Origin of the sequence: Stenotrophomonas sp. AS1, from assembly GCF_048957655.1 — a bacterium.
Lineage (GTDB): Bacteria > Pseudomonadota > Gammaproteobacteria > Xanthomonadales > Xanthomonadaceae > Stenotrophomonas > Stenotrophomonas bentonitica_A.
This window is the reverse complement of the sequence record NZ_JARVXM010000006.1, coordinates 232,200-258,921: the sequence shown is the minus strand read 5'-3', so window position 1 is coordinate 258,921 and position 26,722 is coordinate 232,200. Positions and strand designations below refer to the sequence as shown.

At 68.4% G+C, this 26,722-nt stretch carries 29 protein-coding genes; 15 read left to right on the top strand and 14 right to left on the bottom strand.

Annotated elements, in window-relative coordinates:
• The first annotated feature begins 268 nt into the window (after window positions 1-268).
• Window positions 269-466: a hemin uptake protein HemP gene (hemP, locus tag PV764_RS10175; protein ID WP_019182448.1), complete on the top strand. Its 198-nt coding sequence runs from the start codon at window positions 269-271 to the stop codon at window positions 464-466.
• 172 nt (window positions 467-638) lie between these two features.
• Entirely contained in the window at window positions 639-1,229 is a 591-nt protein-coding gene (locus tag PV764_RS10170) for a hypothetical protein (protein ID WP_019182447.1), read from the top strand.
• Window positions 1,230-1,321: 92 nt separating this feature from the next.
• Here PV764_RS10170 and PV764_RS10165 read toward each other — a convergent pair whose 3' ends face one another.
• The 3 genes from PV764_RS10165 to PV764_RS10155 form a co-directional block, all read right to left on the bottom strand.
• Window positions 1,322-1,675, bottom strand: a complete 354-nt coding sequence (locus PV764_RS10165; protein WP_019182446.1) for a DMT family protein — start codon at window positions 1,673-1,675, stop codon at window positions 1,322-1,324.
• Window positions 1,676-1,748: 73 nt separating this feature from the next.
• Window positions 1,749-4,235, bottom strand: coding sequence for an ABC transporter permease (locus PV764_RS10160; protein WP_421116547.1), 2,487 nt, complete (start codon window positions 4,233-4,235; stop codon window positions 1,749-1,751).
• Window positions 4,232-4,906: an ABC transporter ATP-binding protein gene (locus tag PV764_RS10155; RefSeq protein WP_399619003.1), complete on the bottom strand. Its 675-nt coding sequence runs from the start codon at window positions 4,904-4,906 to the stop codon at window positions 4,232-4,234. Before PV764_RS10155 ends, PV764_RS10160 begins: the two co-directional genes overlap by 4 nt.
• 48 nt (window positions 4,907-4,954) lie before the next feature.
• On the opposite strand from PV764_RS10155, the gene PV764_RS10150 reads away from it, so the two are divergent.
• The 3 genes from PV764_RS10150 (at window position 4,955) to PV764_RS10140 (ending at window position 7,834) form a co-directional block, all read left to right on the top strand.
• Window positions 4,955-5,605, top strand: coding sequence for an arylesterase (locus PV764_RS10150; protein ID WP_026069656.1), 651 nt, complete (start codon window positions 4,955-4,957; stop codon window positions 5,603-5,605).
• 77 nt (window positions 5,606-5,682) lie between these two features.
• Window positions 5,683-6,396: a response regulator transcription factor gene (locus PV764_RS10145; protein ID WP_019182442.1), complete on the top strand. Its 714-nt coding sequence runs from the start codon at window positions 5,683-5,685 to the stop codon at window positions 6,394-6,396.
• 166 nt (window positions 6,397-6,562) lie between these two features.
• A complete protein-coding gene (locus tag PV764_RS10140) occupies window positions 6,563-7,834 on the top strand; it encodes a sensor histidine kinase (RefSeq protein ID WP_019182441.1) in 1,272 nt (423 codons plus the stop codon).
• Window positions 7,835-7,865: 31 nt separating this feature from the next.
• On the opposite strand, the gene PV764_RS10135 is transcribed toward PV764_RS10140, so the two are convergent.
• Window positions 7,866-8,573 carry an SGNH/GDSL hydrolase family protein gene (locus PV764_RS10135; RefSeq protein ID WP_019182440.1) on the bottom strand — a complete coding sequence of 236 codons (708 nt, stop codon included), beginning with the start codon at window positions 8,571-8,573 and terminating at the stop codon, window positions 7,866-7,868.
• Window positions 8,574-8,804: 231 nt separating this feature from the next.
• Here PV764_RS10135 and PV764_RS10130 point away from each other — a divergent pair, with 231 nt between their 5' ends.
• The 8 genes from PV764_RS10130 to PV764_RS10095 all read left to right on the top strand — a co-directional run bounded on the left by PV764_RS10130 (window position 8,805) and on the right by PV764_RS10095 (window position 14,377).
• A complete protein-coding gene (locus PV764_RS10130; RefSeq protein ID WP_019182439.1) occupies window positions 8,805-9,185 on the top strand; it encodes a diacylglycerol kinase in 381 nt (126 codons plus the stop codon).
• Between the two features lie 42 nt (window positions 9,186-9,227).
• Window positions 9,228-9,977: a TerC family protein gene (locus tag PV764_RS10125; RefSeq protein ID WP_046273668.1), complete on the top strand. Its 750-nt coding sequence runs from the start codon at window positions 9,228-9,230 to the stop codon at window positions 9,975-9,977.
• Window positions 9,978-10,071: 94 nt separating this feature from the next.
• Complete coding sequence (locus PV764_RS10120) at window positions 10,072-10,722, top strand: LemA family protein (protein ID WP_319624183.1); 651 nt, start codon at window positions 10,072-10,074, stop codon at window positions 10,720-10,722.
• 10 nt (window positions 10,723-10,732) lie between these two features.
• Window positions 10,733-11,620, top strand: a complete 888-nt coding sequence (locus PV764_RS10115; protein WP_421116546.1) for a TPM domain-containing protein — start codon at window positions 10,733-10,735, stop codon at window positions 11,618-11,620.
• On the top strand, window positions 11,620-12,108 hold the full coding sequence (locus tag PV764_RS10110) for a TPM domain-containing protein (RefSeq protein WP_421116545.1): 489 nt from the start codon (window positions 11,620-11,622) through the stop codon (window positions 12,106-12,108). Before PV764_RS10115 ends, PV764_RS10110 begins: the two co-directional genes overlap by 1 nt.
• Window positions 12,109-12,192: 84 nt before the next feature.
• Entirely contained in the window at window positions 12,193-13,083 is an 891-nt protein-coding gene (lgt, locus tag PV764_RS10105; protein WP_019182434.1) for a prolipoprotein diacylglyceryl transferase, read from the top strand.
• On the top strand, window positions 13,080-13,874 hold the full coding sequence (locus PV764_RS10100; protein WP_421116544.1) for a thymidylate synthase: 795 nt from the start codon (window positions 13,080-13,082) through the stop codon (window positions 13,872-13,874). The genes lgt and PV764_RS10100 overlap by 4 nt, the downstream gene beginning before the upstream one ends.
• Before the next feature lie 11 nt (window positions 13,875-13,885).
• The gene (locus tag PV764_RS10095) at window positions 13,886-14,377 is read left to right on the top strand and encodes a dihydrofolate reductase (protein WP_421116543.1); all 492 of its coding nucleotides are present in this window, start codon (window positions 13,886-13,888) and stop codon (window positions 14,375-14,377) included.
• Window positions 14,378-14,420: 43 nt separating this feature from the next.
• Here PV764_RS10095 and PV764_RS10090 read toward each other — a convergent pair whose 3' ends face one another.
• The 9 genes from PV764_RS10090 to PV764_RS10050 all read right to left on the bottom strand — a co-directional run bounded on the left by PV764_RS10090 (window position 14,421) and on the right by PV764_RS10050 (window position 23,809).
• On the bottom strand, window positions 14,421-15,458 hold the full coding sequence (locus PV764_RS10090) for a symmetrical bis(5'-nucleosyl)-tetraphosphatase (protein WP_421116542.1): 1,038 nt from the start codon (window positions 15,456-15,458) through the stop codon (window positions 14,421-14,423).
• Between the two features lie 13 nt (window positions 15,459-15,471).
• Window positions 15,472-15,855 (bottom strand): Co2+/Mg2+ efflux protein ApaG, encoded by a 384-nt coding sequence (apaG, locus tag PV764_RS10085; RefSeq protein ID WP_046272001.1) that lies wholly within the window; start codon window positions 15,853-15,855, stop codon window positions 15,472-15,474.
• 120 nt (window positions 15,856-15,975) lie between these two features.
• Window positions 15,976-16,812 carry a 16S rRNA (adenine(1518)-N(6)/adenine(1519)-N(6))-dimethyltransferase RsmA gene (rsmA, locus tag PV764_RS10080; protein ID WP_421116541.1) on the bottom strand — a complete coding sequence of 279 codons (837 nt, stop codon included), beginning with the start codon at window positions 16,810-16,812 and terminating at the stop codon, window positions 15,976-15,978.
• Window positions 16,809-17,789 (bottom strand): 4-hydroxythreonine-4-phosphate dehydrogenase PdxA, encoded by a 981-nt coding sequence (pdxA, locus tag PV764_RS10075; RefSeq protein ID WP_046271998.1) that lies wholly within the window; start codon window positions 17,787-17,789, stop codon window positions 16,809-16,811. Before pdxA ends, rsmA begins: the two co-directional genes overlap by 4 nt.
• Before the next feature lie 3 nt (window positions 17,790-17,792).
• Complete coding sequence (locus PV764_RS10070; RefSeq protein WP_019182427.1) at window positions 17,793-19,139, bottom strand: peptidylprolyl isomerase; 1,347 nt, start codon at window positions 19,137-19,139, stop codon at window positions 17,793-17,795.
• Window positions 19,136-21,589 carry an LPS-assembly protein LptD gene (lptD, locus tag PV764_RS10065; protein ID WP_019182426.1) on the bottom strand — a complete coding sequence of 818 codons (2,454 nt, stop codon included), beginning with the start codon at window positions 21,587-21,589 and terminating at the stop codon, window positions 19,136-19,138. Before lptD ends, PV764_RS10070 begins: the two co-directional genes overlap by 4 nt.
• Window positions 21,590-21,705: 116 nt before the next feature.
• Window positions 21,706-22,617, bottom strand: coding sequence for a histone deacetylase family protein (locus tag PV764_RS10060; RefSeq protein WP_019182425.1), 912 nt, complete (start codon window positions 22,615-22,617; stop codon window positions 21,706-21,708).
• A gap of 34 nt (window positions 22,618-22,651) precedes the next feature.
• Window positions 22,652-23,206 carry a cob(I)yrinic acid a,c-diamide adenosyltransferase gene (locus PV764_RS10055; RefSeq protein WP_070426656.1) on the bottom strand — a complete coding sequence of 185 codons (555 nt, stop codon included), beginning with the start codon at window positions 23,204-23,206 and terminating at the stop codon, window positions 22,652-22,654.
• 18 nt (window positions 23,207-23,224) lie between these two features.
• Complete coding sequence (locus PV764_RS10050) at window positions 23,225-23,809, bottom strand: hypothetical protein (RefSeq protein ID WP_284128348.1); 585 nt, start codon at window positions 23,807-23,809, stop codon at window positions 23,225-23,227.
• 94 nt (window positions 23,810-23,903) lie between these two features.
• Between PV764_RS10050 and ubiH the strand changes: the two genes are divergently transcribed.
• Window positions 23,904-25,109 (top strand): 2-octaprenyl-6-methoxyphenyl hydroxylase, encoded by a 1,206-nt coding sequence (gene ubiH, locus PV764_RS10045; RefSeq protein WP_421116540.1) that lies wholly within the window; start codon window positions 23,904-23,906, stop codon window positions 25,107-25,109.
• Window positions 25,106-26,281 carry a UbiH/UbiF family hydroxylase gene (locus tag PV764_RS10040; protein ID WP_019182421.1) on the top strand — a complete coding sequence of 392 codons (1,176 nt, stop codon included), beginning with the start codon at window positions 25,106-25,108 and terminating at the stop codon, window positions 26,279-26,281. Before ubiH ends, PV764_RS10040 begins: the two co-directional genes overlap by 4 nt.
• Window positions 26,282-26,290: 9 nt before the next feature.
• Here the strand turns inward: PV764_RS10040 and PV764_RS10035 are convergent, their stop codons facing one another.
• Window positions 26,291-26,686, bottom strand: a complete 396-nt coding sequence (locus PV764_RS10035; protein WP_019182420.1) for a hypothetical protein — start codon at window positions 26,684-26,686, stop codon at window positions 26,291-26,293.
• Window positions 26,687-26,722 lie beyond the last annotated feature (36 nt).

Below are 26,722 nucleotides of genomic sequence, written 5' to 3'. Positions count from 1 at the left end.
GTTGGGAAGCAGGGGCGCCGGCCAGCGGCCGGCACTATCGATCCCGGTGCGACAGGGACATCGAGGTACCCGACCGGTGGAAGCTCGTGCCGGCCGCTGGCCGGCTCCGCAATCCCCTTGAGCGGCACACTTCTCCGCTGTGCCATTGACAAAATCTATTGATATATGAAGTTCGATCATTAATGCCATCTATCAAATTGAGAATGGTTGTTGATTGTCAACTGAGAATCATTATCATTTGACTCGCCCCTCGCAACGAGTCCAGACGATGAACACTCAAGCTGCTGTACTGCTGCGCCCCGAAACGCTGACCCTCCGCGACCGTCCGGTCCGCGTGGTCCCGCCCGAAGAAGTGATCGACAGCGAAGCCCTGCTCAAGGGCCGCCGTGAAATCCTGATCCAGCACGGCGACCGCTTCTATCGCCTGCGCCATACCAGCAACGACAAGTTGATCCTGACCAAGTAACGGCGCTGCCTCCCCCGCGGGGAGGCACCGATGACCGCGTGGCTACGCGATCCGTGCCTTCCCTGGCCAGGCCGTTATCCCAGCTCTCTCCCCCTCGACACTCCGCCGTCGGCTCCGGCCCGCGGCGTGGGTCGAGGGTCTCCCCCGCAACCGCCGATTGCAGGTAGATCCCATGAGCCGCGCCCTTTCCGTCGGCCGCCCACCGGGCCGCCATCCCATCGCCGGCCTGCCATCGGCCGCACAGTTGGCCTCACTGGGCACCGTGCTGTGCCTGTACCGCCCGGACAGCAGTGAACTGGGCGGTTGGAAGCACGCCGTGTCTGCCCACGCCTGCCAGGGCATGGACAGCGAAGGCATCCGCGAAAGCCTGTGCTTCGTCGATGCCCGCGGCCGCTGCTGCTGGCGGCTGTACCTGCTGCCGGACAGCGATTTCCTCGCCTGGGACCGCCTGGTTTCCGCCTTCCCCGCACGCCCCGAGCCGGTCAACGACGCCGGCGTCGCCGAGCGCCTGTGGCGGCGCCTGGCCGTGCGCCTGGGCAACGACGCCTGGCGCATGTGCGCACTGCGCCTTCAGGTCGGCGAAGGCCGCGAACTCGCCGCCAGCCTGGCCTCGTTGTCGGCCCTGGGGGCGACAACCGCACGCCGGATCGGGCACGTCGAAGGGGCCGAAGGCGAGCTCTGGGTCGACGACTGCTGCTGCGCCACCGCCGCTCGCCGCGGCGGTGCGTGGGCAGCCGACGGCATGCCGGTGATCCAGCTGTAATCTGAAACGACGGGCCGGCCCGGCGACGATGCCGCGCCATCGCAGCTGTCACCGACTCGCAGCCGGTGGCGGCCCGAATGCGGGCGTCGCCCTCATTCCTTGAACATCAGGAATGCCGCTACCAGGATCAGCCCGAACGCGGCCCAGTGGTTCCACTTCAGCGGCTGATCCAGGTAGAACGCCGAGAAGGCCGCGAACACCACCAGGGTGATCACCTCCTGCATGCCCTTCAACTGCGGCGCCGAATACACCGCACTGCCCAGGCGGTTGCCCGGTACCTGCAGGCAGTACTCGAAAAACGCGATGCCCCAGCTGACCAGGATCACCGTCATCAACGGCGCACTCTTGTACTTCAGATGCCCGTACCAGGCGAAGGTCATGAAAATGTTGCTGCCCAGCAGCAGCAGTACGGGATACAGATAGGCAGTGAACGGGGTGCCGGGCATCCGGGCGATCTCAGGGGGGTAGGGGCGTGCAGCATACCGAGGCACGCCCCGTGCCTGTGTCATCGCCGCGTGCTCATGCCTCCCGCAGGGCCAGCGCCGGCGGGGTATGCAGGATCCGCCGCGTGCCCCACCAGCCGGCCAGCATGCTCAACAGCACGCCCAGCCCACCGCCAAGCAGCAACGGCCCCCAGGGCGGACTCAGCGTCAACTCGAACACCTGCCGCGCCACCACGCTGCCCAGCAGCGCCGCCGTGCCCACCGCGAGCAACGCCGACAACAGGCCCAGCGCCCCGAACTCGACCAGCACCGCGCCCCGCAGCTGGCGCCGCGTGGCCCCCAGCGTGCGCAGCACCGCACTGTCATAGCGGCGCTCGCCGGCCGTGGCCTGCAATGCCGCCAGCAGCACCAGTAGACCGGCCAGCAGGCTGAAGCCCATGACCAGCTGCACCGCCTGCGTCACCCGGTTGATCACCTCGCGCACGCGCTCGAGGATGCCGTCGATGTCCAGCAGCGAAATGTTGGGGTACGCCCGGGTCAGCCCGGCCAGCGCCGGTGCCTGCGCGCGCGGCAGGTGGAAGGCGGTGATCAGGTTGTAGGGCGCATCGGCCACCGCACCTTCGTTGAGCAGCAGGAAGAAATTGACCCGGAACGAATCCCAGTCCGCCTTGCGGATGCTGGTGACCGTGAAGCTGCGCTCCTGATCGCCCATCTGCAGCGTGACCGTGTCGCCCAGCTTCATCCCGTAACGCTCGGCCCAGCCCTGTTCGATCGAGGCTTCCGCCGCGGTACTGCCGGCCTTCCAGAAGGTTCCGCCGAGCAGCGTGTTGGCCGGCGGGAAATCATGCCGCCACGAGAAGTTGACCGGGCGGTTGGCATCGTCGTCCTCGTTGCTGTTGTCCTCGCGCGCCTGCCGCTGCGGCGGCCGCGCGTTGACCGCCAGCAGACGACCGGTACTGAACGGCTCGATGCCCGGCGAGACCACGCCCAGCCCGGCCAGGGTCGAGAGCACCGCATCGCGCTGCTCCGGCTGGATGTTCATCAGGAAGTAGTTCGGCGTATCGGTCGGCAGGCGGTCGCGCCACTGCGCCAACAACCCCGGGCCGATCACCGACAGCAGCAGCAGCGAACACAGCGACAGCGACAGGCCGACCAGCTGCATCACCGCCAGCCCGCGCCGCCGCGTCAGCGAGGCCAGGCCCAGTTTCCAGCGCCCGCGCAGGCGCGGTTGCACGCCACGCAGCAGCCACAGCAGCAGCGCACCGAGCGCACCGGCCAGTGCCGCCAGCGCGGCCAGCCCGCCCAGCACCCACGCAGCCAGCTTGACGTCGCCGGTGGCCTGCACCGTGAGCGCGACGGTGGCCGCCAGCGCGGCCGCATAGACCAGCATGGAACTCGGCGGCAACGCCGCGAAGCTGCGGTTGAGCACGCGCATCGGCGGCACGCTGCGCAGGCGCAGCAGCGGCGGCAGGCCGAAGCCGAGCAGCAGCACCAGGCCGATGCCGGCACCACTCAGCGCCGGCGTGGCCTGCGGCAGGGGCAGGCGGTTCGGAATCAATCCACCCAGCGCCTGCACCAGCCCGGCCTGCGCGGCCATGCCCAGGCCGATGCCGACCAGGCAGGCGGGTACGGCCAGCATGACCAGCTGCAGGGCCATCGCCGCGAGAATGTCGCGCTGGCGCGCGCCCAGGCAGCGCAGGATCGCGACCTGGTCGATGCGCCGCATCGCGAAGCGGTTGGCGGCCAGTGCCGTGGCGACACCGGCCAGCAGCACCGCCAGCAACGCGGCCAGCGACAGGAAACGGCCGGCCAGATTGAATGCGCCGCGCACCCCGCGCTGGGTATCGTCGATGCCGACGATCCGGTAGCCCTTGGCCTGCGGCGTCAGCCACTCGCGGAAGGCGGCGATCTGCGCCGGCTCGCCCGCGAACATCATTCGGTACGAGGCGCGGCTGCCCGGGCCGAGCAGGCCGGCACGGTCCACATCCATGCGATTGACCAGCAGCGGCGGCGACAGCTGCATCAGCTCACCGGAGGTATCCGGCTCGGCCTGCAGCACCCGCGTCACGGTCAACGTGCCTGCGCCGAATTCCAGGGCATCGCCCACCTGCAGGCCAAGCGCCTGCATCAGCCGCGGATCGGCATAGGCCTGGCCGGGCGGCGGCGTGCCCGCGGTCTCGCTGGCGGTGTCATGCGGGGTGCGGCTGACCCGTAGTTCGCCGCGCAGCGGATAGCCGTCGGCGACTGCCTTGATGTTGGCCATCTGGCTGTCATCGCCATGGAACAGCACGCTTGGGAAACTGACCATGCGCGTATGGGCCAGGCCGCGTTCGCGCGCTGCCTCGGCGAAATTCTGCGGCACATCCTCGCGTCCGCTCAGGCCCAGATCACCGCCAAGCATTTCCGCCGCGCTGCTGGTCAGTGCCAGCGTCACCCGGTTGACCAGCGTGCCCACCGCGGTCATCACCGCCACGCCCAGCACCAGCGCGGCGAACACGGTCAGCAGATCCCCCGCCAGGAACTCGCGGCGCAGCGCACGCGCCGCGTGGCGCACGACGTTCATGCGCCCACGCCGGCAACGGTATCGGCCAGGCGGCCACCGTCGAGCTGGTAGATGCGCTCGCAGCGCTGGGCCAGGCGCAGGTCATGGGTGACCAGCACCAAGGTGGTATCACTGGTGGCATTGAGCGCGAACAGCAGGTCGCTGATCTGCTGCCCGGTGGCCTGGTCCAGGCTGCCGGTGGGCTCATCGGCGAACAGGATGCGCGGCCGTGCCACGAAGGCGCGGGCGAGCGCCACACGCTGCTGCTCGCCACCGGAAAGCTGGCGCGGGTAGTGACGCGCACGGTGGCCCAGGCCGACCTGCTCCAGCACCTCGCGTACCCGCGCGGCATCCTCGCGGCCGGCCAGCTCCAGCGGCAGCGCGATGTTCTCTTCGGCGGTCAGGGCCGGCAGCAGATGGAAACTCTGGAAGACGAAACCCACTTCGCGCGCGCGCAGCTGCGCGCGGGCTTCCTCATCGAGCGTGTTGAGATCGGCACCGGCCAGCGCGATGCTGCCGTGGCTCGGCAGGTCCAGCCCGGCGAGCAGGCCGAGCAGGGTGGTCTTGCCCGAACCTGAAGCGCCGACGATGGCCACGCTCTCGCCTTCATGGACGGTCATGTCAATGTTGTCCAGTATGTGGACTTCACCCTCCGGGCCACGTGCGGACTTGCCCACGTTGTGGGCGGCGATGGCGACGGGCGCGCTGCGGGGGGACAGGCTGTCGATGAGGATTCTCCAATGAACCAAGCAAGTGGAAAGGGCCGTGCGGCCCCGATGGGCTGGCTGCTGGCATGGTTGCTGCTGATGCCGATGCTGGCCTGTGCCAAAGGTCCGGACACCCGTGCAGCGGTGCTGGTGGTCGGCGACAGCCTCAGTGCCGCCCACAATATCCCGGCCGCGTCGGGCTGGGTAAACCTGCTTCAGCAGCGGGTCAAACAACAGATCAAGCCGCCGCCGGCGATCATCAATGCCAGCATCAGTGGCGAAACCACCGCCGGCGCGCTGACCCGCCTGCCGGGCCTGCTGGAGAAGCACCGCCCTTCGGTGGTGGTGATCGAGCTGGGTGGCAACGATGCGCTGCGCGGGCTCACTCCGGCCCAGCTGCGCGGCAACCTGGAAAAGATGATCGTGGCCAGCCAGAAGGCCGGCGCCAAGGTGCTGCTGCTGGGCATCGACGTGCCGCCCAACTACGGGCCGGCCTACCGCCAGCGGCTGAAGCAGACCTACGCCGAGCTGGCCAGCCAGTACAAGGTGCCACTGCTGCCGTTCCTGCTCGAGGGCGTGGCGCTGAAGCCCGACCTGATGCAGGCCGACGGGCTGCACCCCACCGCAGCTGCGCAGCCGCAGGTGCTGGACAACGTCTGGCCGCTGCTCAAACCCCTGCTTTGATCGGTGTGTGAGGAACTTCACGCCGCGTCCACTGGCGATGCGGCATGTTTCACAAAGCTGAAGAAAGAGGGAATCCCATGCGTCAGACAAAGGAGACCTCCGGCCTGGTGCTGGTGGTCGAAGACAACCGTAATATTTCCGAGATGATCGGCGAGTACCTGGAAGGGCGCGGCTTTGAAGTCGACTACGCCCAGGACGGGCTGGACGGTTATCGTCTGGCGGCCGAGAACAGCTACGACGTGGTCGTGCTGGACCTGATGCTGCCGCGTCTGGACGGCATCGAGGTCTGTCGCCGCCTGCGCAACGACGCCCGCAAGTCGACGCCGGTGCTGATGCTGACCGCGCGCGACACGCTGGACGACAAGCTCACCGGCCTGGGGTTCGGCGCCGATGACTACCTGACCAAGCCGTTCGCGATCCAGGAACTGGAAGCCCGCCTGCGCGCGCTGATCCGCCGCGAGCGTCGCCAGGTCGGCTCGGAAGTGCTCAAGGTCGCCGACCTCGTGCTCGATCCGGTCAGCATGCGCGCCACCCGTGCCGGGACCGAACTGCAGCTCTCGCCGATCGGCCTGCGCCTGCTGACGATCCTCATGCGCGAATCGCCGCGTGTGGTGACCCGCCAGGAAATCGAACGCGAGATCTGGGGCAATGGCCTGCCCGACTCGGACACCCTGCGCAGCCATCTGTACAACCTGCGCAAGATCATCGACAAGCCGTTCGACCGCCCGCTGCTGCACACAGTGCAGAGTGCCGGTTACCGCATTGCCGATATCGCCCAGCCGATGAGCTGACAGGGGATCCATCGCCGCTCGGCCACCTGCCGGTGACCTGGGCGGCGATCCTCCGGCACCCTCTGGAGCATGACGGCCCGGCGCTTGCCGGGCCGTTGTCATGGTTTGCACGATGGAATCACGGCAAGCTTTCCTATAATCGCCGCGAACCGCCCTGGACCCCGTAATGCCGCACGGTCTGCCGCGCAAGATCCGCATCGTCTTCATCCTCCAAGCCGTGCTCGCCAGCCTGGGCATCCTGCTGGGCGCATGGCTGGTGTCGTTGGTGATCAAGCACAGCCTCGTCAGCAGCGCGCTGCAGGAAGAGGCCAGCTATTACTGGCAATTGCACGAGGCCTCGCCGGTGCAGCCGCCGCCCAACACCCAGAACATCCGCGGGTATCTGCTCGAGACCGGGCAGTCGCCGCTGAGCCTGCCAGCCAACCTTCGCACGCTCCCTCCCGGCTTCCACGAGCTCAAGGACGACGACCAGCTGGTGCTGGTCGATGCGCGTCCGGAAGGCCGCCTGTACCTGGTGTTCCTGCGCTCGCGCGCGGAGATGCTGGCGTTCTGGTTCGGCGTGGTGCCGGTGCTGCTGACCCTGCTGGCCGTCTATGGCGCCTCCTGGATCACCTACCGCGCCTCCAAACGCCTGGTCTCGCCGGTCAACTGGCTGGCCAGGCGCGTGTCGCGCTGGGATCCCGGGCACCCGGAGGCGGCCGATCTGGCGCCGGCCAAACTGCCGGCCGACATGCAGGGCGAGACCCGCCAGCTGGCCGCCGCGCTGCACTCGTTGGCGACCAAGGTCACCGCGCACGTCGCGCGCGAACGCAACTTCACCCGCGATGCCAGCCACGAGCTGCGCACCCCGCTCACCGTGATCCGCGTGGCCAGCGACATGGCACTGGGCGACCAGGACATGACGCCACGCCTGCGCCGTGGCCTGCAGCGCATCCAGCGCGCCGGGCGTGACATGGAAGCGGTGATCGATGCCTTCCTGATCCTGGCCCGCGAGGCCGATGTCGAGCCGCAGGTCGAGCTGTTCGACGTCAATGAGATCGTCCGCTACGAGGTCGACAACGCCCGCGAGCTGATCGCCGGGCGACCGGTCGAGATCCACCTGCACAGCCACGGCCCGGTGATGCTGCACGCCCCGCCGCGGGTACTGCAGGTGGTGGTCAGCAACCTGCTGCGCAACGCCTGCAGTTACACAGACGAAGGCCGGATCGATGTCGATGTCGAAGACGACCGAGTGGTCGTGCGCGATACCGGCATCGGCATGTCGCCCGAAGCGCTCAGCCGCGCGTTCGAGCCGTTCTACCGTGCCGAACCCAGCCGCCCGCAGGGCACCGGGCTGGGGCTGTCGATCGTGCGCCGGCTGTGCGACCGCTTCGGCTGGAAGATCGGCCTGAGCAGTGCGCCCGGGCAGGGCACCCAGGCCACGATCCACTACCGTTGAGTCGGGGAGGCGTGGCGCCTCCCCGCCTGGTTCAGTCGCACTGCACCTTGGGCGCCAGCGCCTTGCGCCAGATCGCATAGCCTTCCGGGGTCATGTGCAGCATGTCCTCGCGGAACAATGCGGCGCGTGGCTGGCCATCGGCACCGAGCATCGGCGTGTAGACATCGGTGTAGCCGGTGTTGGGCAGCGAGGCCAGGGCCTTCTGGATCAAGCCGTTGGCTTCCACCACCGCGGGCAGCAGGTTCGCGCGCGACGGGCTGGGCTTGATCGAGATGATCTCCACCGTCGTCTTGGGCAGGTCGCGGTGCACGCGCTGCACGAAGGCCACCACGTCATCGCGGACCTGGGCGGGGCTGCGGCCGCTGTTGAGGTCGTTGTCGCCGGCGTAGAAGAACACCTTGCACGGCGCATATGGAATCACGATGCGGTCGGCATACCAGGTGCTGTCGCGCACTTCCGAGCCGCCGAAGCCGCGGTTGAACACCGGCTGGCCCGGGAAATCGGTGGCCAGGCTCTCCCACATGCGTACCGAGGAGCTGCCGATGAACTCGATGCCGCCGCGCGGCGGTGGGCTGGCCGCGTCCTGCGCCGCGAACTGCGCCATGTCGCCGGCCCACGCCACGTTGGAGACCTGGGTCGGCACCTGCGGTGCGGCAGGGGCGGGGGAGCGCGCCAGCGCGGGCAGGGCGGCCCCCAGGGCAAGAGCGAGCAGAAGGGGGCGGGCACGACGGTGCAGCATGGACGACTCCTGTGGTGGGGCGCCTGGGGCGCCCGGACGGGTAGACGTTCATCATAGAAGTTGCGGCCCGGCCGCGCTTTACCACGGACGGGCGTTGGCCGCCTTCGACAATGCCCCGACCGGCTTATGGCAAAATGAGGGATTGCCTGCCCCATTCAGCGATGCCCATGACTGTCTGCCGTGTGCTGTTCCTGCCGTTCCGGCGTGCGTTGCCGACCGGGGTGCCTGCCCATGGCCGATGAAATCGGCCACCTGCCGCGCGGCCCCAAGCGCATCTTCAAGGCCGCGGTGTGGTCCTGGCAGGGGTTGCGTGCAGCCTGGCTGCACGAGTCCTCGTTCCGGCTGGAGGTCTACCTGCTGATCGTGCTCGCGCCGCTGGCACTCTGGCTCGGCCAGACCCCGGTGGAACGCGCGCTGATGATCGGCTCGGTGCTGCTGGTGCTGGCCATGGAACTGGCCAATTCGGCGATCGAGGCGGTGATCGAGCGCTACGGCGCGGAGTTCCACGAGCTCGCCGGTCGCGCCAAGGACATGGGCTCGGCCGCGGTCTTCGTGCTGATGATGAACGTACTGGTGTGCTGGGTCCTGATCCTGCTGCCGCAAATCTTCTGACGCGGGCCTGCCGCGTCATCCCCCCTGTAAGGATGGAAGTCCATGTTCCTTGAGTTGTTGTCCGACCCCAATGTCTGGTTGACCCTGTTCACGCTGAGCGCGCTGGAAATCGTGCTGGGCATCGACAACCTGGTCTTCATCTCGATCGCGGTGAGCAAGCTGCCCGAAGCGCGCCGCCCGTTCGCGCGCAAACTCGGCATCGCGGTGGCCTGCATCACCCGCATCCTGCTGCTGGTCTCGCTGGCCTACCTGGCCCACATGGAAGCGAACCTGTTCACCATCGCCGGCATGGGCATCTCCATCCGCGATCTGGTGCTGATCCTCGGTGGCCTGTTCCTGATCATCAAGGGCACCATGGAGATCCGCGAGCTGATCACCGGCGGCGAAGACGAAGACCCGACCACCACCAAGGCCTCGGCCGTGTTCGGCATGGTGATCGCGCAGATCGCCGTGATCGACATCGTGTTCTCGCTGGACTCGGTGATCACCGCCGTCGGCATCGCCGACCACATCCCGGTGATGGTCGCCGCGATCCTGCTGTCGGTGGCCGTCATGCTGCTGGCCGCCAACCCGCTGGGCCGCTTCATCGACGCCAACCCGACCGTGAAGATGCTGGCCCTGGCCTTCATCCTGCTGATCGGCGTGGTGCTGATCCTGGACGGCCTGGGCGTGCACGTGCCCAAGCCCTACATCTATGCCGCGATGGGCTTCTCGGTGCTGGTGGAATGGCTGAACCTGCTGATGCGCCGCCGCGCCGTGGCGCACAACGTGCCGGGTGCCGGCAACTGGTAAGGGGGTAGGTGCCGACCTTTGGTCGATACCCACATCCGCTTTACCCGGAACATGGCATGCTCCGGATCCCGTTCATCGAGATCCGGAGCCGGCCATGCGATCGTTCTCCCGTTTGTTGTGCCTGGCCGTGCTGGCCTCCCTGTTGTCCGGTTGCGGCTACAACGCCATCCAGCAGAAGGATGAGCAGGTCAAGGCGGGCTGGGCCGAGGTGCTCAACCAGTACAAGCGCCGCGCCGATCTGATCCCCAACCTGGTGCAGACCGTGGAAGGCTATGCCAACCAGGAACGCCAGGTCCTGACCGACGTCACCAACGCCCGTGCACGCGTGGGGCAGGTCAACGTCAACGCCGACGATGCCGACTCCCTCAAGCAGTTCCAGCAGGCCCAGGGTGAGTTGAGCGGTGCGCTGTCACGCCTGCTGGTGGTCACCGAGAATTACCCGAACCTGAAGTCCGACCAGGGTTTCCGCGATCTGCAGGCCCAGCTGGAAGGCACCGAGAACCGGATCACCGTGGCGCGTGGCCGCTATATCCAGATGGTGCAGGACTACAACACCTACATCCGCCAGTTCCCGCAGGTGATCACTGCCAAGCTGTTCGGCTATGCGACCAAGCCGAACTTCACGGTGGAGAACGAAGCGCAGATCTCGCAGCCGCCGGCGGTCAAGTTCGGTTCGCAGCAACCGGCCCCCGCGCCGCAGCCGCAGCCGCAGGCCCCGCAGCAGCAGCCACAGCCGGCGAACTGAGCCCGTGACCATGCGCCTGCTGCGCTGCCTGTTGCTGCTCTGCCTGGCGCTGGCGCTGCCTGCCTGGGCGCAGACCCAGGCGGCGATCCCGGAGATGTCCTCGCCGGTGGTGGATACCACCGGCACATTGGATGCGGCGCAGATCCAGGCGCTGGAGGCGCAGGCGCTGGCGTTGCAGCAGCGCAAGGGCAGCCAGCTGCAGATCCTGATGGTCCCGACCACCGCGCCGGAAACCATCGAGCAGTACACCCAGCGTGTGTTCGAGCAGTGGTCCATCGGCCGCAAGGGCGTGGACGACGGCGTGCTGCTGGTGGTGGCCAAGGACGACCGCCGGGTCCGCATCGAGCCGGGCTACGGCCTGGAAGGCGCGATTCCGGATGCGATCGCCAACCGGGTGATCCAGGAATACCTGGCCCCGCGGTTCCGCAGCAACGACTACGCCGGTGGCCTCACCGATGCCAGCGCTGCACTGGTCAAACTGATCGACGGCGAGGCCTTGCCCGCGCCGGTCAGCACGCATCGCGCCCAGGACGCCCCGGCGGGGGGCAAATGGACGATGGCGCTGGGCATCGGCCTGTTTGCCGGCCTGTTCCTGCGCGGCATCCTGGGCTGGCTGCCGCGACCGCTGCGCGCGCTGGCCAGCGGTGCCGGGGCCGGGGTGGCCGCGTTCCTGTTCACCTCGCTGGTGGTCGCCAGTGGCGCGGCCGCCGTGGTGGGCCTGCTGGTCGGCCTGACGTCGGCCGGTCGCGGCGGCGTGTTCGCGCGCAGTGGCGGCTGGGGTGGCGGTGGCTGGGGCGGTGGCGGCGGGTTCGGTGGTGGCGGTGGCTTCGGCGGCGGTGGTGGCTGGGGCGGTGGTGGTGGGCGTTCGGGAGGCGGTGGCGCCTCGGGAGGCTGGTGATGCGCTGGCTCCGGCACGTGTTTTCTCCTTCGGTGCGGCGCGCCTTCCCAGCCGCACATCTGCAGGCGATCACCGATGCGATCAGCGCCGGCGAGCGGCGCCACGGTGGCCAGGTGATGTTCGCGGTGGAAGCGGATCTGCCGCTGGCCGCGTTGTGGCAGGGCGTCTCGCCCCAACAGCGCGCCGAACATGCCTTCGCCCAACTGCGCACCTGGGATACCGAACACAACAACGGTGTACTGATCTACCTGCTGCTGGCCGACCATGCCATCGAGCTGGTCGCTGACCGCGGCCTGCGCGGGCGCATCGGCGAGGCGCAGTGGCAGGCGATCTGCGCGCACATGCAGCAGCGGCTGCGTGAGGGGGCCCTGCAGGCGGGCGTGCTGCTGGCGATCGAAGAGGTGTCGGACCTGCTGGCCGGGCACTATCCGCCCCTTCCGGGGTCACAGGATGACGGCCTGCCGGACACGCCGCAGATCCTGGGCTGAAGCCTGGCAATCGCACGGTCGGGGCCGCCGCGAGGCCGCTCCCGGGCGGCGCTAGAATATCGGCATCCCTGCAAGGCGCCCTTCATGATCTATTTCCACGACATCGACCCCATCGCCATCTCGCTCGGGCCGATCAAGGTGCATTGGTACGGCATCATGTACCTGCTCGGCTTCACCGCTGCCTGGTGGCTGGGGCGCAAGCGGATCGCCGCCGGTCGCCTGCCCGGGGTCGATGCCAACGGCTTCTCCGACCTGCTGTTCTACGCGATGCTCGGCGTGGTTGTCGGTGGCCGCGTGGGCTACATGCTGTTCTACGCGACCGCCGAATTCCTGCACAACCCGCTGCTGTTGTTCAAAGTGTGGGACGGCGGCATGAGCTTCCATGGCGGCCTGCTCGGCGTGCTGTTCGCCTCGTGGTGGTGGTCGCGCAAGCACCGCCTGCACCTGTTCGACACCCTCGATTTCATGTCCCCGCTGGTGCCGCTGGGCCTGGGCTTCGGCCGCATCGGCAACTTCATCGGCGCCGAGCTGTGGGGCAAGTACACCGACGGCACCTGGGGCGTGGTGTTCCCGAGCGGCCTGCCGGCGCCGTTGAACGGTCTGGACCTGGCCACGCTCAAGGCCGAGTTCGCCACCGGCGCGCTCAACCAGTACGCGCGCCATCCTTCGCAGCTGTATGAAGCGCTGCTGGAAGGCCTGGTGATGTTCGTGGTGCTGTGGGCGGTATCGGCCAAGCCGCGCCACCGCTACGTGATCGCCGGCCTGTTCGCGCTGATGTACGGCATCTTCCGCTTCGCAGTGGAGTTCGTGCGCATGCCCGACAACGGCGTCTACCTCGCCTTCGACTGGTTCACCCGTGGCCAGCTGCTCAGCCTGCCGCTGGTGGCCTTCGGCCTGGTCCTGCTGGCGCTGTCGCGTCGCGCGCCGGTGCTGCAGCCGGTGCTGCCGGTCGCCCCGGCAGGAGCCAAGGCATGAAGGCCTACCTGGCGCTGCTCGAGCACGTGCTGGAGCACGGCACGGAAAAATCCGACCGCACCGGCACCGGCACGCGCAGCGTGTTCGGCTGGCAGATGCGCTTCAACCTCAATGACGGCTTTCCGCTGGTCACCACCAAGAAACTGCACCTGCGCTCGATCATCCATGAGCTGCTGTGGTTCCTGAAGGGCGATACCAACATCGGGTACCTGAAGGACCACCAGGTGCGGATCTGGGACGAATGGGCCGATGCCAACGGCGACCTCGGCCCGATCTACGGCAAGCAGTGGCGCAGCTGGGGCACTGCCGATGGCGGGGCGATCGACCAGATGCAGTGGCTGGTGGACGAGATCAAGCGCAACCCCGATTCGCGCCGGCTGGTGGTCAGTGCCTGGAACGTGGGCGAGCTGTCGCAGATGGCGTTGATGCCGTGCCACAACCTGTTCCAGTTCTACGTGGTGGACGGCAAGCTCAGCTGCCAGCTCTACCAGCGCAGCGGCGACATCTTCCTGGGCGTGCCGTTCAACATCGCCAGTTACGCGCTGCTGACCCACATGGTGGCGCAGGCCACCGGTCTGGGCGTCGGCGATTTCGTGCACACGCTGGGCGACGCGCACCTGTATTCGAACCACTTCGAACAGGCCCGCGAGCAGCTGTCGCGTGAACCACGCGCGCTGCCGACGCTGTGGTTGAACCCGGAGGTGACCGATCTGTTCGGCTTCCAGTTCGATGACATCCGCATTGATGGCTACGATCCGCATCCGGCGATCAAGGCGCCGGTGGCGGTGTGAGTGGCCCGCGCATGAAGCTCTCGCTGATCGCCGCGCTCGACACCGGGCACGGTATCGGTCGTGACAATGACCTGCCGTGGAAGCTGCCCGATGATCTCAAGCGCTTCAAGGCGCTGACCGTCGGCAAGCCGATCCTGATGGGGCGCAGGACCGCGCAGTCGCTCGGTCGCGCCCTGCCGGGCCGCCTGAACCTGGTGCTGACCCGCCGTGGCCAGGTGCCGTTCGAGGGCATGCAGGCGGTGGCTTCGATCGAGCAGGCGCTGCAGGCTGCAGGCGATGCGGGGGCACAAGAGCTGTGCGTCATTGGTGGCGGCGAAATCTATCGCCTGGCCATGGACCAGGCCACCGATCTGCACCTGACCTGGGTGCACACCACCGTCCCGGCCGATACCCACTTCCCGCCGGTCGATCCGGCGCTATGGGTGGAAGTGGCGCGGGAACACCACGCGGCCGATGAGCGGCACGCGTTCGCGTTCGATTTCGTGGATTACCGCCGCGCCTGAGCCGGCCGTGCAGGCAGGCCGGTCGTGTTGACCGGCCTGCGGATCACTCCGCGTCGCTGGTGACGTCGCTGTGCTGCGGCTGCGGCTGCGATTGCGGCTGTGTGCTTTGTGCGGGCTTGGTGCCGCCGCCTTGGCGGCCTTGGTCGCCCCGGCCACGGTCGCGCCCCTGGCCTTGGCCCTGGCGCGGCGGGCGCCCGTTCGGCGGCGTGCCTTCGGCGGCCGGCCGGCGTGCCGGCGGACGCGGCGCGGAGACCGGCTTGGGCACGTCGCGGCCCGGCACCTGCACCACGCGCAGCTCGTCGGTATCCAGCTGAAGGGCGGTGAGCTTGCCGCCCCAGACCGCGCCGGTATCGATGGCGTGCACGCCCTGGGTGATGGTCAGGCCCAGGGCGGACCAGTGCCCGCAGACGATCTTCAGATCGCGCTCGGCGCGGCCCGGCACTTCGAACCAGGGATACAGCCCCTGTTCCTGCGTACCCGGCGTGCCTTTGTCCTCGATCCCGATCCGGCCACGCGGCGTGCAGTAGCGCATGCGGGTGAACAGATTGATGATCGCGCGGGAGCGGTCGTAGCCGGCCAGGCCGGGCGACCAGCTCGGCTTGTCGCCGTACATGTTGCGGAACAGCTTGCGGTAGCCGCTGCCATGCAGCTGCTGCTCGACCTCGCGGGCGTGCTTCTCGGCCAGCTGGGTGGTCCATTTCGGGGCCAGGCCGGCGTGGATCATCATCCAGCCCAGCTCACGGTCCACATGGGCCAGCTTCTGCATGCGCAGCCATTCCAGCAGCTCGTCGCGGTCCTCGGCCTGCACGATGCGCAGCAGGTCCGGGTTGACCTTGCGCTGCTCTTCCTCGGTGCGTGCACCGACCGCGAGCAGCGACAGGTCATGGTTGCCCAGCACGATCACGCTGCTGTCGCGCAGCGAATGGACCAGGCGCAGGGTTTCCAGCGACTGCCCACCGCGGTTGACCAGGTCACCGCAGAACCACAGTTTGTCGACCGCGGGGTCGAAGTTGATCTTTTCCAGCAACCGCTGGGTGACGTCGTAGCAGCCCTGCAGGTCGCCGATGGCCCAGACACTCATGCGTGCGCCTCCATCAGTGCAGTGTGCGCGGAACGGTCAGGACGAACGGCGCGATGGGGGCGGCGAACTCGGTGCCATCATCGGCCACCATGTCGTAGTGCCCCTGCATCGTGCCGTGCTCGGTCTCCAGCATGACACCGGAGGTGTAACGGAAGTCTTCACCGGGACGCAGCCGCGGCTGCTCGCCGATCACCCCGTCGCCGTCGACCCGCTCGGTGCGGCCATTGGCATCGGTGATCCGCCAGTGGCGGGCCACCAGGCGTGCGGCGACGCGCCCCTGGTTGAGGATGCGGATCGTGTAGGCGAACGCGTAGCGCCCGTCCTCCGGCGTGGACTGGTCATCGAGGAAGCGGGGGGCAACCTCGACGGAGATCGCGTAATTTGCAGCGTCGTTCATGCAGGCAGTGTAGTAAAAGTTGTGCACGATGAGATGAGTGCTGCCCGGCCGGCAGCGCCCCGTCATGAAGGTCAGGCGGTTCCACGTGCGCGCGGCGCCCGGGGGCCGCGGGCGAGGCGCTCATCCCTGCGCGGCGTCGTCAACGTCGGTGTACGGCACGTTCGCCAGCGCGATGAACTGCGCCACGTCCAGCTGCTCGGCACGGGCATCGCTGCGCACCCCGGCTGCTTCGAACTGCTCGGGCGTGCATACGTTCTGCAGTGCATTGCGCAGCGTCTTGCGGCGCTGCCCGAAGGCGGCCTTGACCACGTGGGCAAATCGCTTGCGGTCCAGGATGCCGACCATGGCCGGATCGCGCGGGACCAGCCGCACCACGGCCGAATCGACCTTCGGCGGCGGCCGGAACGCACCCGGCGGCACCACGAACAGCGAGGTCACCTTGCAGAACGCCTGCAGCATCACGCTCAGCCGGCCGTAGACCTTGCTGCCCGGATCGGCGGCCATGCGGTCGACCACTTCCTTCTGCAGCATGAAGTGCATGTCGGTGATCACCGCCGCGTGGTCCAGCGCATGGAACAGGATCGGCGAGGAGATGTTGTAGGGCAGGTTGCCGACCAGGCGGATCGGACTACCAGCGGCCAGCTCGGTGAAATCCACCTGCAGCACGTCGCGGTGGATGATGGTCATCTCACCCAGCGGTTCGGCGGCGGCCGCCAGCGGCCCGACCAGGTCGCGATCGAACTCGATCACGGTCAGTTTCGGGTGGCGGCGCAGCAGCGGCAGGGTGATGGCGCCCTGGCCGGGGCCGATTTCGACCAGGCGGTCGCCGTCCTTCGGGTTGACCGCCAGGACGATCTTGTCGATGTAGCTGCGGTCGGCGAGGAAGTGCTGGCCAAGCTGCTTCTTGGCGGGGCCGGAGAAACCGGGCGCGCCGGAGGAGGAATACGAAGAAGTCATGGCACCAGTGTACGTTGGCGCGCCAGCCGGGCACACAGCGCGGTGGCAGCGAGGAGGCTGGAGGGGTCGGCGATGCCGCGGCCGGCCAGGTCCAGGGCGGTGCCGTGGTCGACCGCGACGCGCGGGTAGGGCAGGCCCAGGGTGATGTTGACGGCCTGCTCGAAGCCGCTGTACTTGAGCACCGGCAGGCCCTGGTCGTGGTACATGGCCAGCACCGTGTCGAAACCGGCCAGCTTGGCCGGCAGGAACGCGGTATCGGCCGGCAGCGGGCCGACCAGGTCCATGCCCCGGGCGCGCAGGCGCTCCAGCAGCGGGATGATCAGGTCGAGCTCTTCGCGGCCCAGATGGCCGTCTTCGCCGGCATGCGGGTTGAGCCCGAGCACGGCGATGCGCGGCGAGGCCAGGCCGAAATCGCGCTGCAGGGCGTCGTGGACGATCTGCAGGGTCAGGGCCAGGCCCTCGGCGGTGATCGCATCGGCGACCGAGCGCAGCGGCAGGTGGGTGGTCGCCAGGGCGACCCGCACGATCTCGTTGGCCAGCATCATCACCACCGGGGTGCGGGCCTGGTCGGCCAGCAGTTCGGTGGTGCCGCTGTAGGCGATGCCGCCTTCATTGATGACCGCCTTGTGCACCGGGCCGGTGACCACGCCCGCCAGTTCACCGGTCAGGCAGGCCTGGCCGGCCTGGCGCAGGGCGCCGATCACCGCGCCGGCATTGGCCGGGTCGGGGGTGCCGAAACGGGATGCCACCGCATTGGGCACCACCCGCAACGGCAGATCGCCCGGCTGGCGGGCGATCGCGTCTTCAGGCAGGAGCTGCAGCGGCAGCGACAGCGCCGCGGCGGCGGCGTGCAGGGTATCCGGGTCGGCGAAGGCCAGCAGCCGGCAATCGGCGCGCGGCTGCTGGATCAGGCGGAGGCAGAGCTCCGGGCCGATCCCCGCCGGCTCGCCCGGTACCAGCGCGAGCTGCGGGAGCATGGATCAGGACTGCGGCGGCGTGGTCGCCGCGGCACCCGGCGCATAGCCGCGCATGTCCACGTAGGCTTCGCCACGCAGTTCCTGCAGGAAGCGGTTGTACTCTTCCTCCAGCTTGCGACGGCCGATCGTTTCACGGATCTGGGCACGCTGGTTGTCGGTGGTGGCATCGGTCTGGCGCGTGGCAACGCGCTGGACGATATGCCAGCCGGCATCGGTGCGGAACGGCTGGCTCACGCCGCCGTCGGCCACGCCTTCGACCTGCTTGCCGAAGTCCGGGCCGAATGCATCGACCGGGAACCAGCCCAGATCGCCGCCCTGGCCCTTGCTGTTGTTGTCTTCCGAGGATTCCTTGGCGACCGCGTCGAACTCGGCGCCACCGGCGATGCGGGCGCGCAGCGTGTCGATCTTGGCCTTGGCCGCCGCGTTGTCCTGCTGGTCGGTGATGCGGACCAGGATGTGACGGGCGTGGTACTCGGTGATGGTGTGACCGCCGGCGGCGGCCGCGCTGGCATCACGCACCTCCACCAGCTTCAGCAGCTGGAAGCCGCTGGGGCCACGCAGCGGACCGACCACGTCGCCGGTCTTCATTTCCTTCATCATCTGCGCGAAGGCATTGGGGATCTCATCCAGCGAACGCCAGCCCAGGTCGCCGCCTTCCAGCGCGTTCGGGCTGTCCGAATAACGGACCGCCGCGGCGTTGAAGTCGATCTCACCCTTGTCCAGCAGTGCCTTGACGCCATCGGCCTTCTTCTGGCCGGTGGTGATCTGCTCGGCGGTGGCACCTTCGGGCAGGCCGATCAGGATGTGGGCCAGGTGATACTGGGTGCCCACGGTGGCCTGCTGCTTGAGCGCGCCGTCCACTTCGCCTTCGCTGACGGTGATGCGGCTCTGCGCGAAGCTCTGGCGCAGGCGCTGGACAGTGATCTCGTCACGCACCGAATTGCGGAAATCGTTGAAATCCAGACCGTCGCTGGCCAGACGCTGGCGCAGGGCATCCAGGGTGGAGCCGTTCTGCTGGGCGATGGCGTTGATGGCCTGGTTCAGTTCCTGGTCGCTGACCTTGATGCCGCTGCTCTCGGCACGCGCCACCTGCAGCTTGACCAGGACCAGACGCTCCAGCACCTGGCGGCTGAGCACATCATCGGGCGGCAGCTGGTTTTCGCGACCGGCGTACTGCGCCTTGATGTTCTGGACGGCACGGTCCAGTTCGCTCTGCAGCACGACGTCCTCATCGACGATCGCCGCGATGCGGTCCAGCGGCTGACTCTGCTGGGCCAGCACCTGCAACGGGGCCGTCGCGGAGGAGACCGCCAGCAGGGAGGCGAGGAGTACGGGAAGGGTCTTGGTCATGGGATCTGATTCGGATCGTAGTCGTCGCGGGCTGCACCGGTGTTGCTGGGCGGCACCAGATAGAGGTCGTCTCGGTAGTACCCGAGAATAGCACGGCGCAAGGTGCGGTCCGTGTTCTGGCCGATGGAGCTCAGGCCCTTGAGCACGAACTCGATCTGGAAGGAGTTGTTGAGTTCACCCTCGCGGTTGCGCACGTAGCGGCGGGCAATGGCGCGAACGGCGAGGCAGCAGCTGTCCCACTGCACACCGCCGATGATTTCCAGCGGGGCGCGGTCCTGGATGGAGTAGTAATAGCGGCCGACCAGGCTCCAGCGCTCATTGAGCGGGTACAGGAAGGACAGGTCGGCCTGCTCCAGCAGGGTCCGGTCACGGCGGGTCGCCGTGGTCGAGGCCTGCGGATTCAGACGGCTGCGGTAGGTCAGATTGACAATGCCGTCGTTGGACATCAGGTAGCGCGCGCGCACGCTGGCCAGGTCCTCACGCTTGTACTTGGGGTCCCACTGGTAGGTGGCGCCCAGCGTCCAGCGGTCGTTGATCATGTAGTTCGTATCGGCGATCCAGGCCGACTTGCCCTGCTCGACTGGGGTTTCACTGCTGTTGAGCGTGACCCGCGAATCATCGAAGTACAGGATCTGGCCAATGCTGCCCGAGAAGCGCTCTTTGCCGGTGTCCTGGTCGATGAAACGGGTGCTCACCGCCATGGTCAGCTGGTTGGCATCGTTCTGCCGATCGGCGCCGGAATAGCGCGAATCGCGGAACAGCTGGCCCCAGCTGAAGGTGAAGTCACGCGTATCGAACACCGGCAGATCGCTCTGGTCGCGGTAGGGCGTGCGCAGGTAGAACAGGCGCGGTTCCAGGGTATGCAGGAAGCGGGTATCGCCGATTTTGGTCTCGCGATCGAAGAACAGGCCGGCGTCGATGGTGCCGATCGGCAGGCTGCGGCTTGGCGAGGTATTGCCGCGCAGCTGGTCCGGGGTGGCGGTGGCCGGATCGATACCGGCGGCGATCAGGTTCTGCCGGCGGATGTCGTCGGCCAGGCCGCGCTCCAGGTCGTACCCGGTGTAGCGGTAGGCCAGGGTCGGGGTGACGTACCAGGCCGCGCCACTGAAGGGCATGGACACATACGGCTTCACGTCCAGGCGCGAACCGCCGTCCATGCTGCGTGACACGCCGGTGCGCTCGTACTCCTGGTCGGCGCCGAATTTCTCATGCACATCCAGATGCGTGAAGTTGACGGCTTCGGCGTACACGCCGGTTTCCAGCCAGGGCAGCAGCGGCTTGTCCCAGTTGACGAACAGGCGCGGCTGGCGGGCGTAGGGCAGGGACGCTTCGGTCAGGGTGTAATCGGTGAGCTGCCAGTAATCGGCCATCAGGCCGCCGGTCCAGTTCTCGCCGGTGCCGTAGATGCCGATCTGGCTCTGCAGGTTGGAGGTGGTCACGCCGAGCAGCCGGTTGGAGAAATCCTCCAGATAGCGCTCATCGCTGACCCAGGCCAGGCTGGCACGGGCCTGCCAGTTGGCGTTGATATTGTGGTACCCGCTGAACTCCACGCGGCCGCGATCCTTGTCGCGCAGCTTGTCGTTGGGCAGGTAGGCGGTCAGCAGTTCGCCGCGGCCACCGTCGTAGAGGTAGCGGAATTCGTTGTCGAGCATGAAGCCGCGCTTGCTCATGTAGCGCGGCATCAGGGTGTCGTCGAAGTTCGGCGCCAGGTTCAGATAGATCGGCTGGGTGTAATCGAAGCCGTTGCGCCCGGACAGGCCCACCTGCGGATAGAGGAGGCCGGTCTGGCGGCGATCATCGATCGGGAACTTGAAGTAGGGCGCCCACAGGATCGGCACCTTGCCGATCCGCAGCACCGCGTTGCGTGCGGTGCCGAAACCGGCGTCGTTATCGACCTCGATCTGCGGTGCCGACAGCTTCCATACCGGCTGCGAGGGATCGCAGGTGGTGTAGGTGGAGCGGTGCATCTGGCCGACCGCACCCTGCAGGTCGATCGACTCGGCGCCGCCATTGCCGCGGCGGGACACCAGCTGATACTGGATATCGCTGATCTTGTGGGTGTCGCTTTCCTGGTTGCCCTCGGCGCGACGGGCCTTCATCCGGATCGAGGAGTCCTGGTAACGGACATTGCCCTCGGCGATGTAGTTGCCGCTTTCGGTATCGAAGCTCAGGTTGTCGGTGCCCAGGAACTGGTCGCCGCGTTTGAGCGCGACATTGCCCTGGTAGTTGGGCACCACGGAGGTACCGGTCAGTTGGTCGCCTTCGATGTCCGTCGGCTGCTGGTCACGCGTCGCGGCCGCGGCTTTGTCGGCCTTGGGCGCGTCGTCGAACACGGGCAGCACGTCGGTCACCGGGCACAGGCCCCAGTTCACCGGCTTGTCGTCGGCCAGGGCCGGCAGGCAGATGGCGATACTGAGGGGGAGGGGCAGCAGGCGGAGGGCTCGGCGCACGCGGTATCGGATTCGGACGAAAACGGATCGTAGCTTGCCCCATCCCTTGCATAGGGGCAATGAAGGTCCGGCCCAGGCAGGGGGCCGGGTTCATTCGCCGGGCGGCCCCGCGCGGCTCAGCGCAGCTGGCCGACGTGGGCCACGCTGCACTCGGCCAGGGCCTGCAGGTCGTAACCGCCCTCGAGCATGGAGACGATCCGGCCGGCCCCGTGGCGCCGGGCCAGGCCGCGCAGCTCGGTGGTGATCCAGGCGAAATCCTCGGTTTCCAGCATCAGGTCGGCCTGCGGATCGCGCATGTGCGCATCGAAGCCGGCCGAGATCAGCAGCAGTTGCGGGCGGAAATCATCGATGGCCGGCAGCATCTCGTCGGCCCAGGTGTTGCGGAAGCGGAAGCCGCCGCTGCCCGGCGGCAGCAGGATGTTCATCAGGTTGCCGGCCCCGCGGTCGCGGCGCAGGCCGGAGTTGGGGAACAGCCCGGCCTGGTGGGTGCTGTAGTAGGCCACGCCGGGATCGGCGATGAAGATGTCCTGGGTGCCGTTGCCGTGGTGCACATCGAAATCAACGATGGCGATCCGCTCCAGCCCATAGCGGTCACGCGCGTAGGCCGCGGCGATGGCGATGTTGTTGAACAGACAGAAGCCCATGGCGGTGCTGGCGCTGGCGTGGTGGCCGGGCGGGCGCACCGCGCAGAAGGCGACCGGGTCGTCGCCGAGCATCACCGCATCCACGGCGGCGACGCCGGCACCGGCTGCATGCAGGGCCGCGCTGGCCGAGCCGGGCGAGGTCATGGTGTCCATGTCGATCAGGCGCAACGGCTCGGTCTGCGGCTTGAGCACCAGATCGATCAGTTCGCTGTCGTGGACCCGGGCCAGCTCGCCGAGCTTGGCGGGCGGTGCTTCGCGCCAGTCCAGCTGGTCCGGATAGGCCGCCTTCAGCGCATCAAGTACCCCCTGCAGGCGCGCCGGGCATTCGGGATGGCCGCGGCCGGGATCGTGTTGCAGACAGGCGGGGTGGGTGAAAACCAGCATGCGGGCAGGATATCCGGTGGGGCGGCGGGGCCGCTCAGGCGTGGCGGCGCTCGTGGCGCCAGAGCACCTCGCCGTGGCCGTCGGCACGGGCCAGTACGCGCGCGAGCACGAACAGCAGGTCCGACAGGCGGTTGAGGTAATGCAGCGCTTCCGGGCGGACCGTCTCCCGGCGCGCCAGGGTGACGGTCTCGCGCTCGGCGCGGCGCACGATGGTGCGGGCCAGGTGGCAGCGCGCAGCGGCTTCGCCACCGGCGGGCAGGATGAACTCCTTGAGGACCGGCAGATCGGCGTTGTAGTGATCCAGCTGCTGCTCCAGCGCCTGGATATCGGCGGCGTGGATGGCGGCATGGCCGGGGATGCACAGCTCGCCGCCCAGATCGAACAGCTGGTGCTGGATCACCGTCAGCAGGGTGCGCACATCGGCCGGCAGCGGCACCGCAAGCAGCACGCCCAGCGCCGAGTTGGCTTCATCGACGGTGCCGTAGGCGGCCACCCGGGCGTCGTCCTTGGCCACGCGGCTGCCATCGCCCAGGCCGGTGCTGCCGTCGTCACCGGTGCGCGTATAGATGCGGGACAAGCGGTTGCCCACGGTCGCCTCCGGCCGCGGTCAGCGCAGCACGTCGCGGCGCGCCTGCAGCAGCTTGCCGACCTGTTCGGTCGCCAGCTGCAGGGCGGCGGCCAGACCGACGTAGACCGCGGCGGTACGCAGGTAGGGCAGGAACCAGTCGCCGTAGTTCTTCGCCCAGCCGCTGAAGGTGGGCGTGGCGACGTTGTCGCTGGTCCAGTAGAAACCGCCCTGGGCGAACAGGTGGCAGACCGCTACTGCCGCGACCAGCAGCAGCGCGCCCTTGCCCAGCGCGGCCCAGCTGGCGCCGTGATAGCCGGCGCGCAGGAGCATGCCGCCGCTCCACATGGCGAAATAGGCCGGCAGCAGCATCCAGTAGCCCGGTGACACGCAGTAGTGCTGCCAGAAGTCCAGGCCGCTGCGGCGGATGACGATCCAGTCGACCAGCACCGCCACCGCCATCAGCAGCGGAAACGCCCCGCGGGTCCACGCGCGCAGGTAGAAGCCGCCGATGAAGAATACCGCCCAGGACGCATCCGGAATCGCCGCGAAATGGTTGACCCGCGTGGCCGCCATCAGCAGCACGAGCACGGACAGGACGAAGGCGCGGTGGGCAGTGGAGGTCATGGCGGTGACGGGTGGGGGCAGGCATTCATTCTAGCGCCTGCTGCGGCACCCCGCCGCACGCCGCCCGAACGGGCGAACCCTTATCATGGCGGGCATGAGTGAACGACATGATGTAGTGATCGTAGGCGGCGGGCTGGTCGGTGCCAGCCTGGCCATCGCCCTGGACCGTGCCGGCCGTGATGTCGGCCTGGTCGAGGCTTCGCCGCTGGGCACGCTGCCGGCAGTGTTCGACCAGCGCAACCTCAGCTTCGCGGCCGCCACGGTCAACGCGCTGACCGCACTGGGCGTGATGCAGAAGCTGGCTACTGCGCCCGGCCCGATCACCCGCATCCATGTCAGCCGCGCAGGCGATTTCGGTCGGGTGCAGATGGCGGCCGCGCAGTACCAGCGCCCGTGGTTCGGCCAGGTCGTGGTCGCCCGCGATTTCGGCCAGGCGCTGGAGGCGCGGCTGGACACGCTGGCCCACCTGACCCGCTATCGCCCGGCCCGGTTCGTGCGCCTGGGCGCCACGGTGGACGGGTATCGCCAGGTCTTCATCGCCGATGACAGCGGTGAGCGCTGCCTGCTGGCGCGCCTGGTGGTCGGTGCCGACGGCACCCGCAGCGGCGTGCGCGAGGCGCTGGGGATCGAGGTGGACGAGCATGATTTCGAGCAGACCCTGTTCGTCTCGCGGGTGCGCGCCGCACGTGCGCCGGACGGCGCCGCGTACGAGCGCTTCACCGACACCGGCCCGACCGCGTTGCTGCCGCGTGGCGACCGCCACTTCGGTGCGGTGCACGGCGTTGCCCGCGAGCAGGCCGAGGCGGTGATGGCGCTGGACGATGCGGCCTGGGTGAGCCGGCTGCAGGGGGCCATCGGCTGGCGTGCCGGCCGCCTGCTGGAGAGTGGGCCACGCAGCGCGTACCCCTTGATGCAGGTGCTGTCGCGCGCGCTGGTCGGTGAGCGCACGGTCCTGCTGGGCAATGCCGCGCAGACCATCCATCCGCTGGGCGCACAGGGCTTCAACCTGGGCCTGCGCGATGCGCTGACCCTGGCCGAACTCGTGGCCGACGCCGACGATGCCGGCAGCGATGCGCTGCTGCGCGAACACGTGGCCCGACGTCTTGAAGACCGCGAGCAGACCATCGCCTTCTCCGGTGGGCTGGCGCGCCTGACCAGCAACCCGGCGCCGCTGATGCGGCCGCTGCGGTCGCTCGGCCTGCTGGCGGCACAGGCGACGCCGATGCAGTCGATGCTGGTGGGGGGCGCGATGGGCTTCCGTGGTCAGGTGCCGGCGCTGTGCCGCGGAGCCGGCCTGTGAGCCGGCGCCCGCAGGACGTGGTGGTGGTCGGCGGCGGCGTGGTCGGTGCGGCCTGCGCCCTGGCCTTGGCCGATGCCGGATTGACGGTGACGCTGGTCGAAGGCCGCGAGCCCGCCGCGTGGCAACCGCAGCAGCCGGACCTGCGCGTGTATGCGTTCGCGCCGGACAATGCGCAGCTGCTGGCCTCGCTCGGCGTGTGGCCGGCGGTGAGCACGGCGCGGGCGTGTGCCTACCGCCGGATGCGGGTCTGGGATGCGGCCGGTGGCGATGAACTGCGCTTCGATGCCGACACGCTCGGCCGCGAACAACTGGGCTGGATCGTGGAGAACGATCTGCTGGTGGACCGCCTGTGGGCGGCGCTGCCGGCGGCCGGCGTGCAGCTGTGCTGCCCGGCGCGGGTGGAAGCCCTGGAGCAGGACGCCAACGGGGTGCGCCTGCGCCTGGATGACGGCCGCAGGCTCGAGGCGTCGCTGGCGATTGCCGCGGACGGGGCCGAATCCACCCTGCGCCGGCTGGCCGGGCTGGAGGTCACGCGCCAGGAGTACGGCCAGCGTGGCGTGGTCGCCTACGTGGATACCGAAAAAGCCAACGAAGCCACGGCCTGGCAGCGCTTCCTGGTGACCGGCCCGCTGGCGGTGCTGCCGATCGGCACGCACCGCAGCTCGATCGTGTGGACCCTGCCCGACGCCGAGGCCGAGCGCGTGCTGGCGCTGGATGATGCGGCGTTCGGTCGCGAGCTGACCAACGCCTTTGCCGGCCGCCTGGGCGCGATGACGCTGGCCTCCAGGCGCGCGGCCTTCCCGCTGCGCCGACAGCTGGCGACCGGTTACGTCGCCGGCCGCGTGCTTGCGCTGGGGGATGCGGCCCACGTGGTGCATCCGCTGGCCGGGCAGGGCGTCAACCTCGGCCTGCGTGATGTGGCTGCGTTGCGGGCAATGGTGCTGGCTGCACAGCAGCGCCGCCAGGACTGGATGTCACCGCACCGCCTGCAGCGCTGGGCGCGCGAGCGCCGCAGCGAGAACACCGTCGCTGCGTACAGCTTCGATGCGATCAATACGGTGTTCTCCAACGATGAAATGCACCTGACCCTGGCGCGCGGGCGCGCGCTGGGCTGCGCCGGCAAGCTGCCGCCGCTGGTGTCGATGTTCTGGAAGCGCGCCGCGGGGCTGTGACCCGCGCGCTCAGTCGATCAGCCAGCCGGCCAGGTCGGCGCGGTCCAGCTTGCCGCGCCGCTTCACGTCCAGCGCGTTGAACTCATCGGCCAGGGTCGGGTTGGCCTGCGCTTCGGTACGGCTGATGAAGCCGTCGCCGTCGACATCCAGCGCCGCGAACGCGATCCGGTACTGACCGACCACGCTCACCGGCTGCACCGAACGCACCGTTACCGCAGCTTCGCCTGCCGGCGCCGCCAGGGTGACCTGATGGGTCACCTCGCCCTGCGACAACGGCTGTGCGCGCACGCTCGCGGGGACCTCGCGCAGCGGTTCGCTGACCGCCGGTGACGGCGGGCGGACCTGGGCCAGGGCAAGCGTGGGCAGCAGCGTCAGCAGCAGGATGAGGTTTGATCGGCGTCGCATGGAATCTCCGTTCTTGACGTAGTGGCGCCGGGCGAC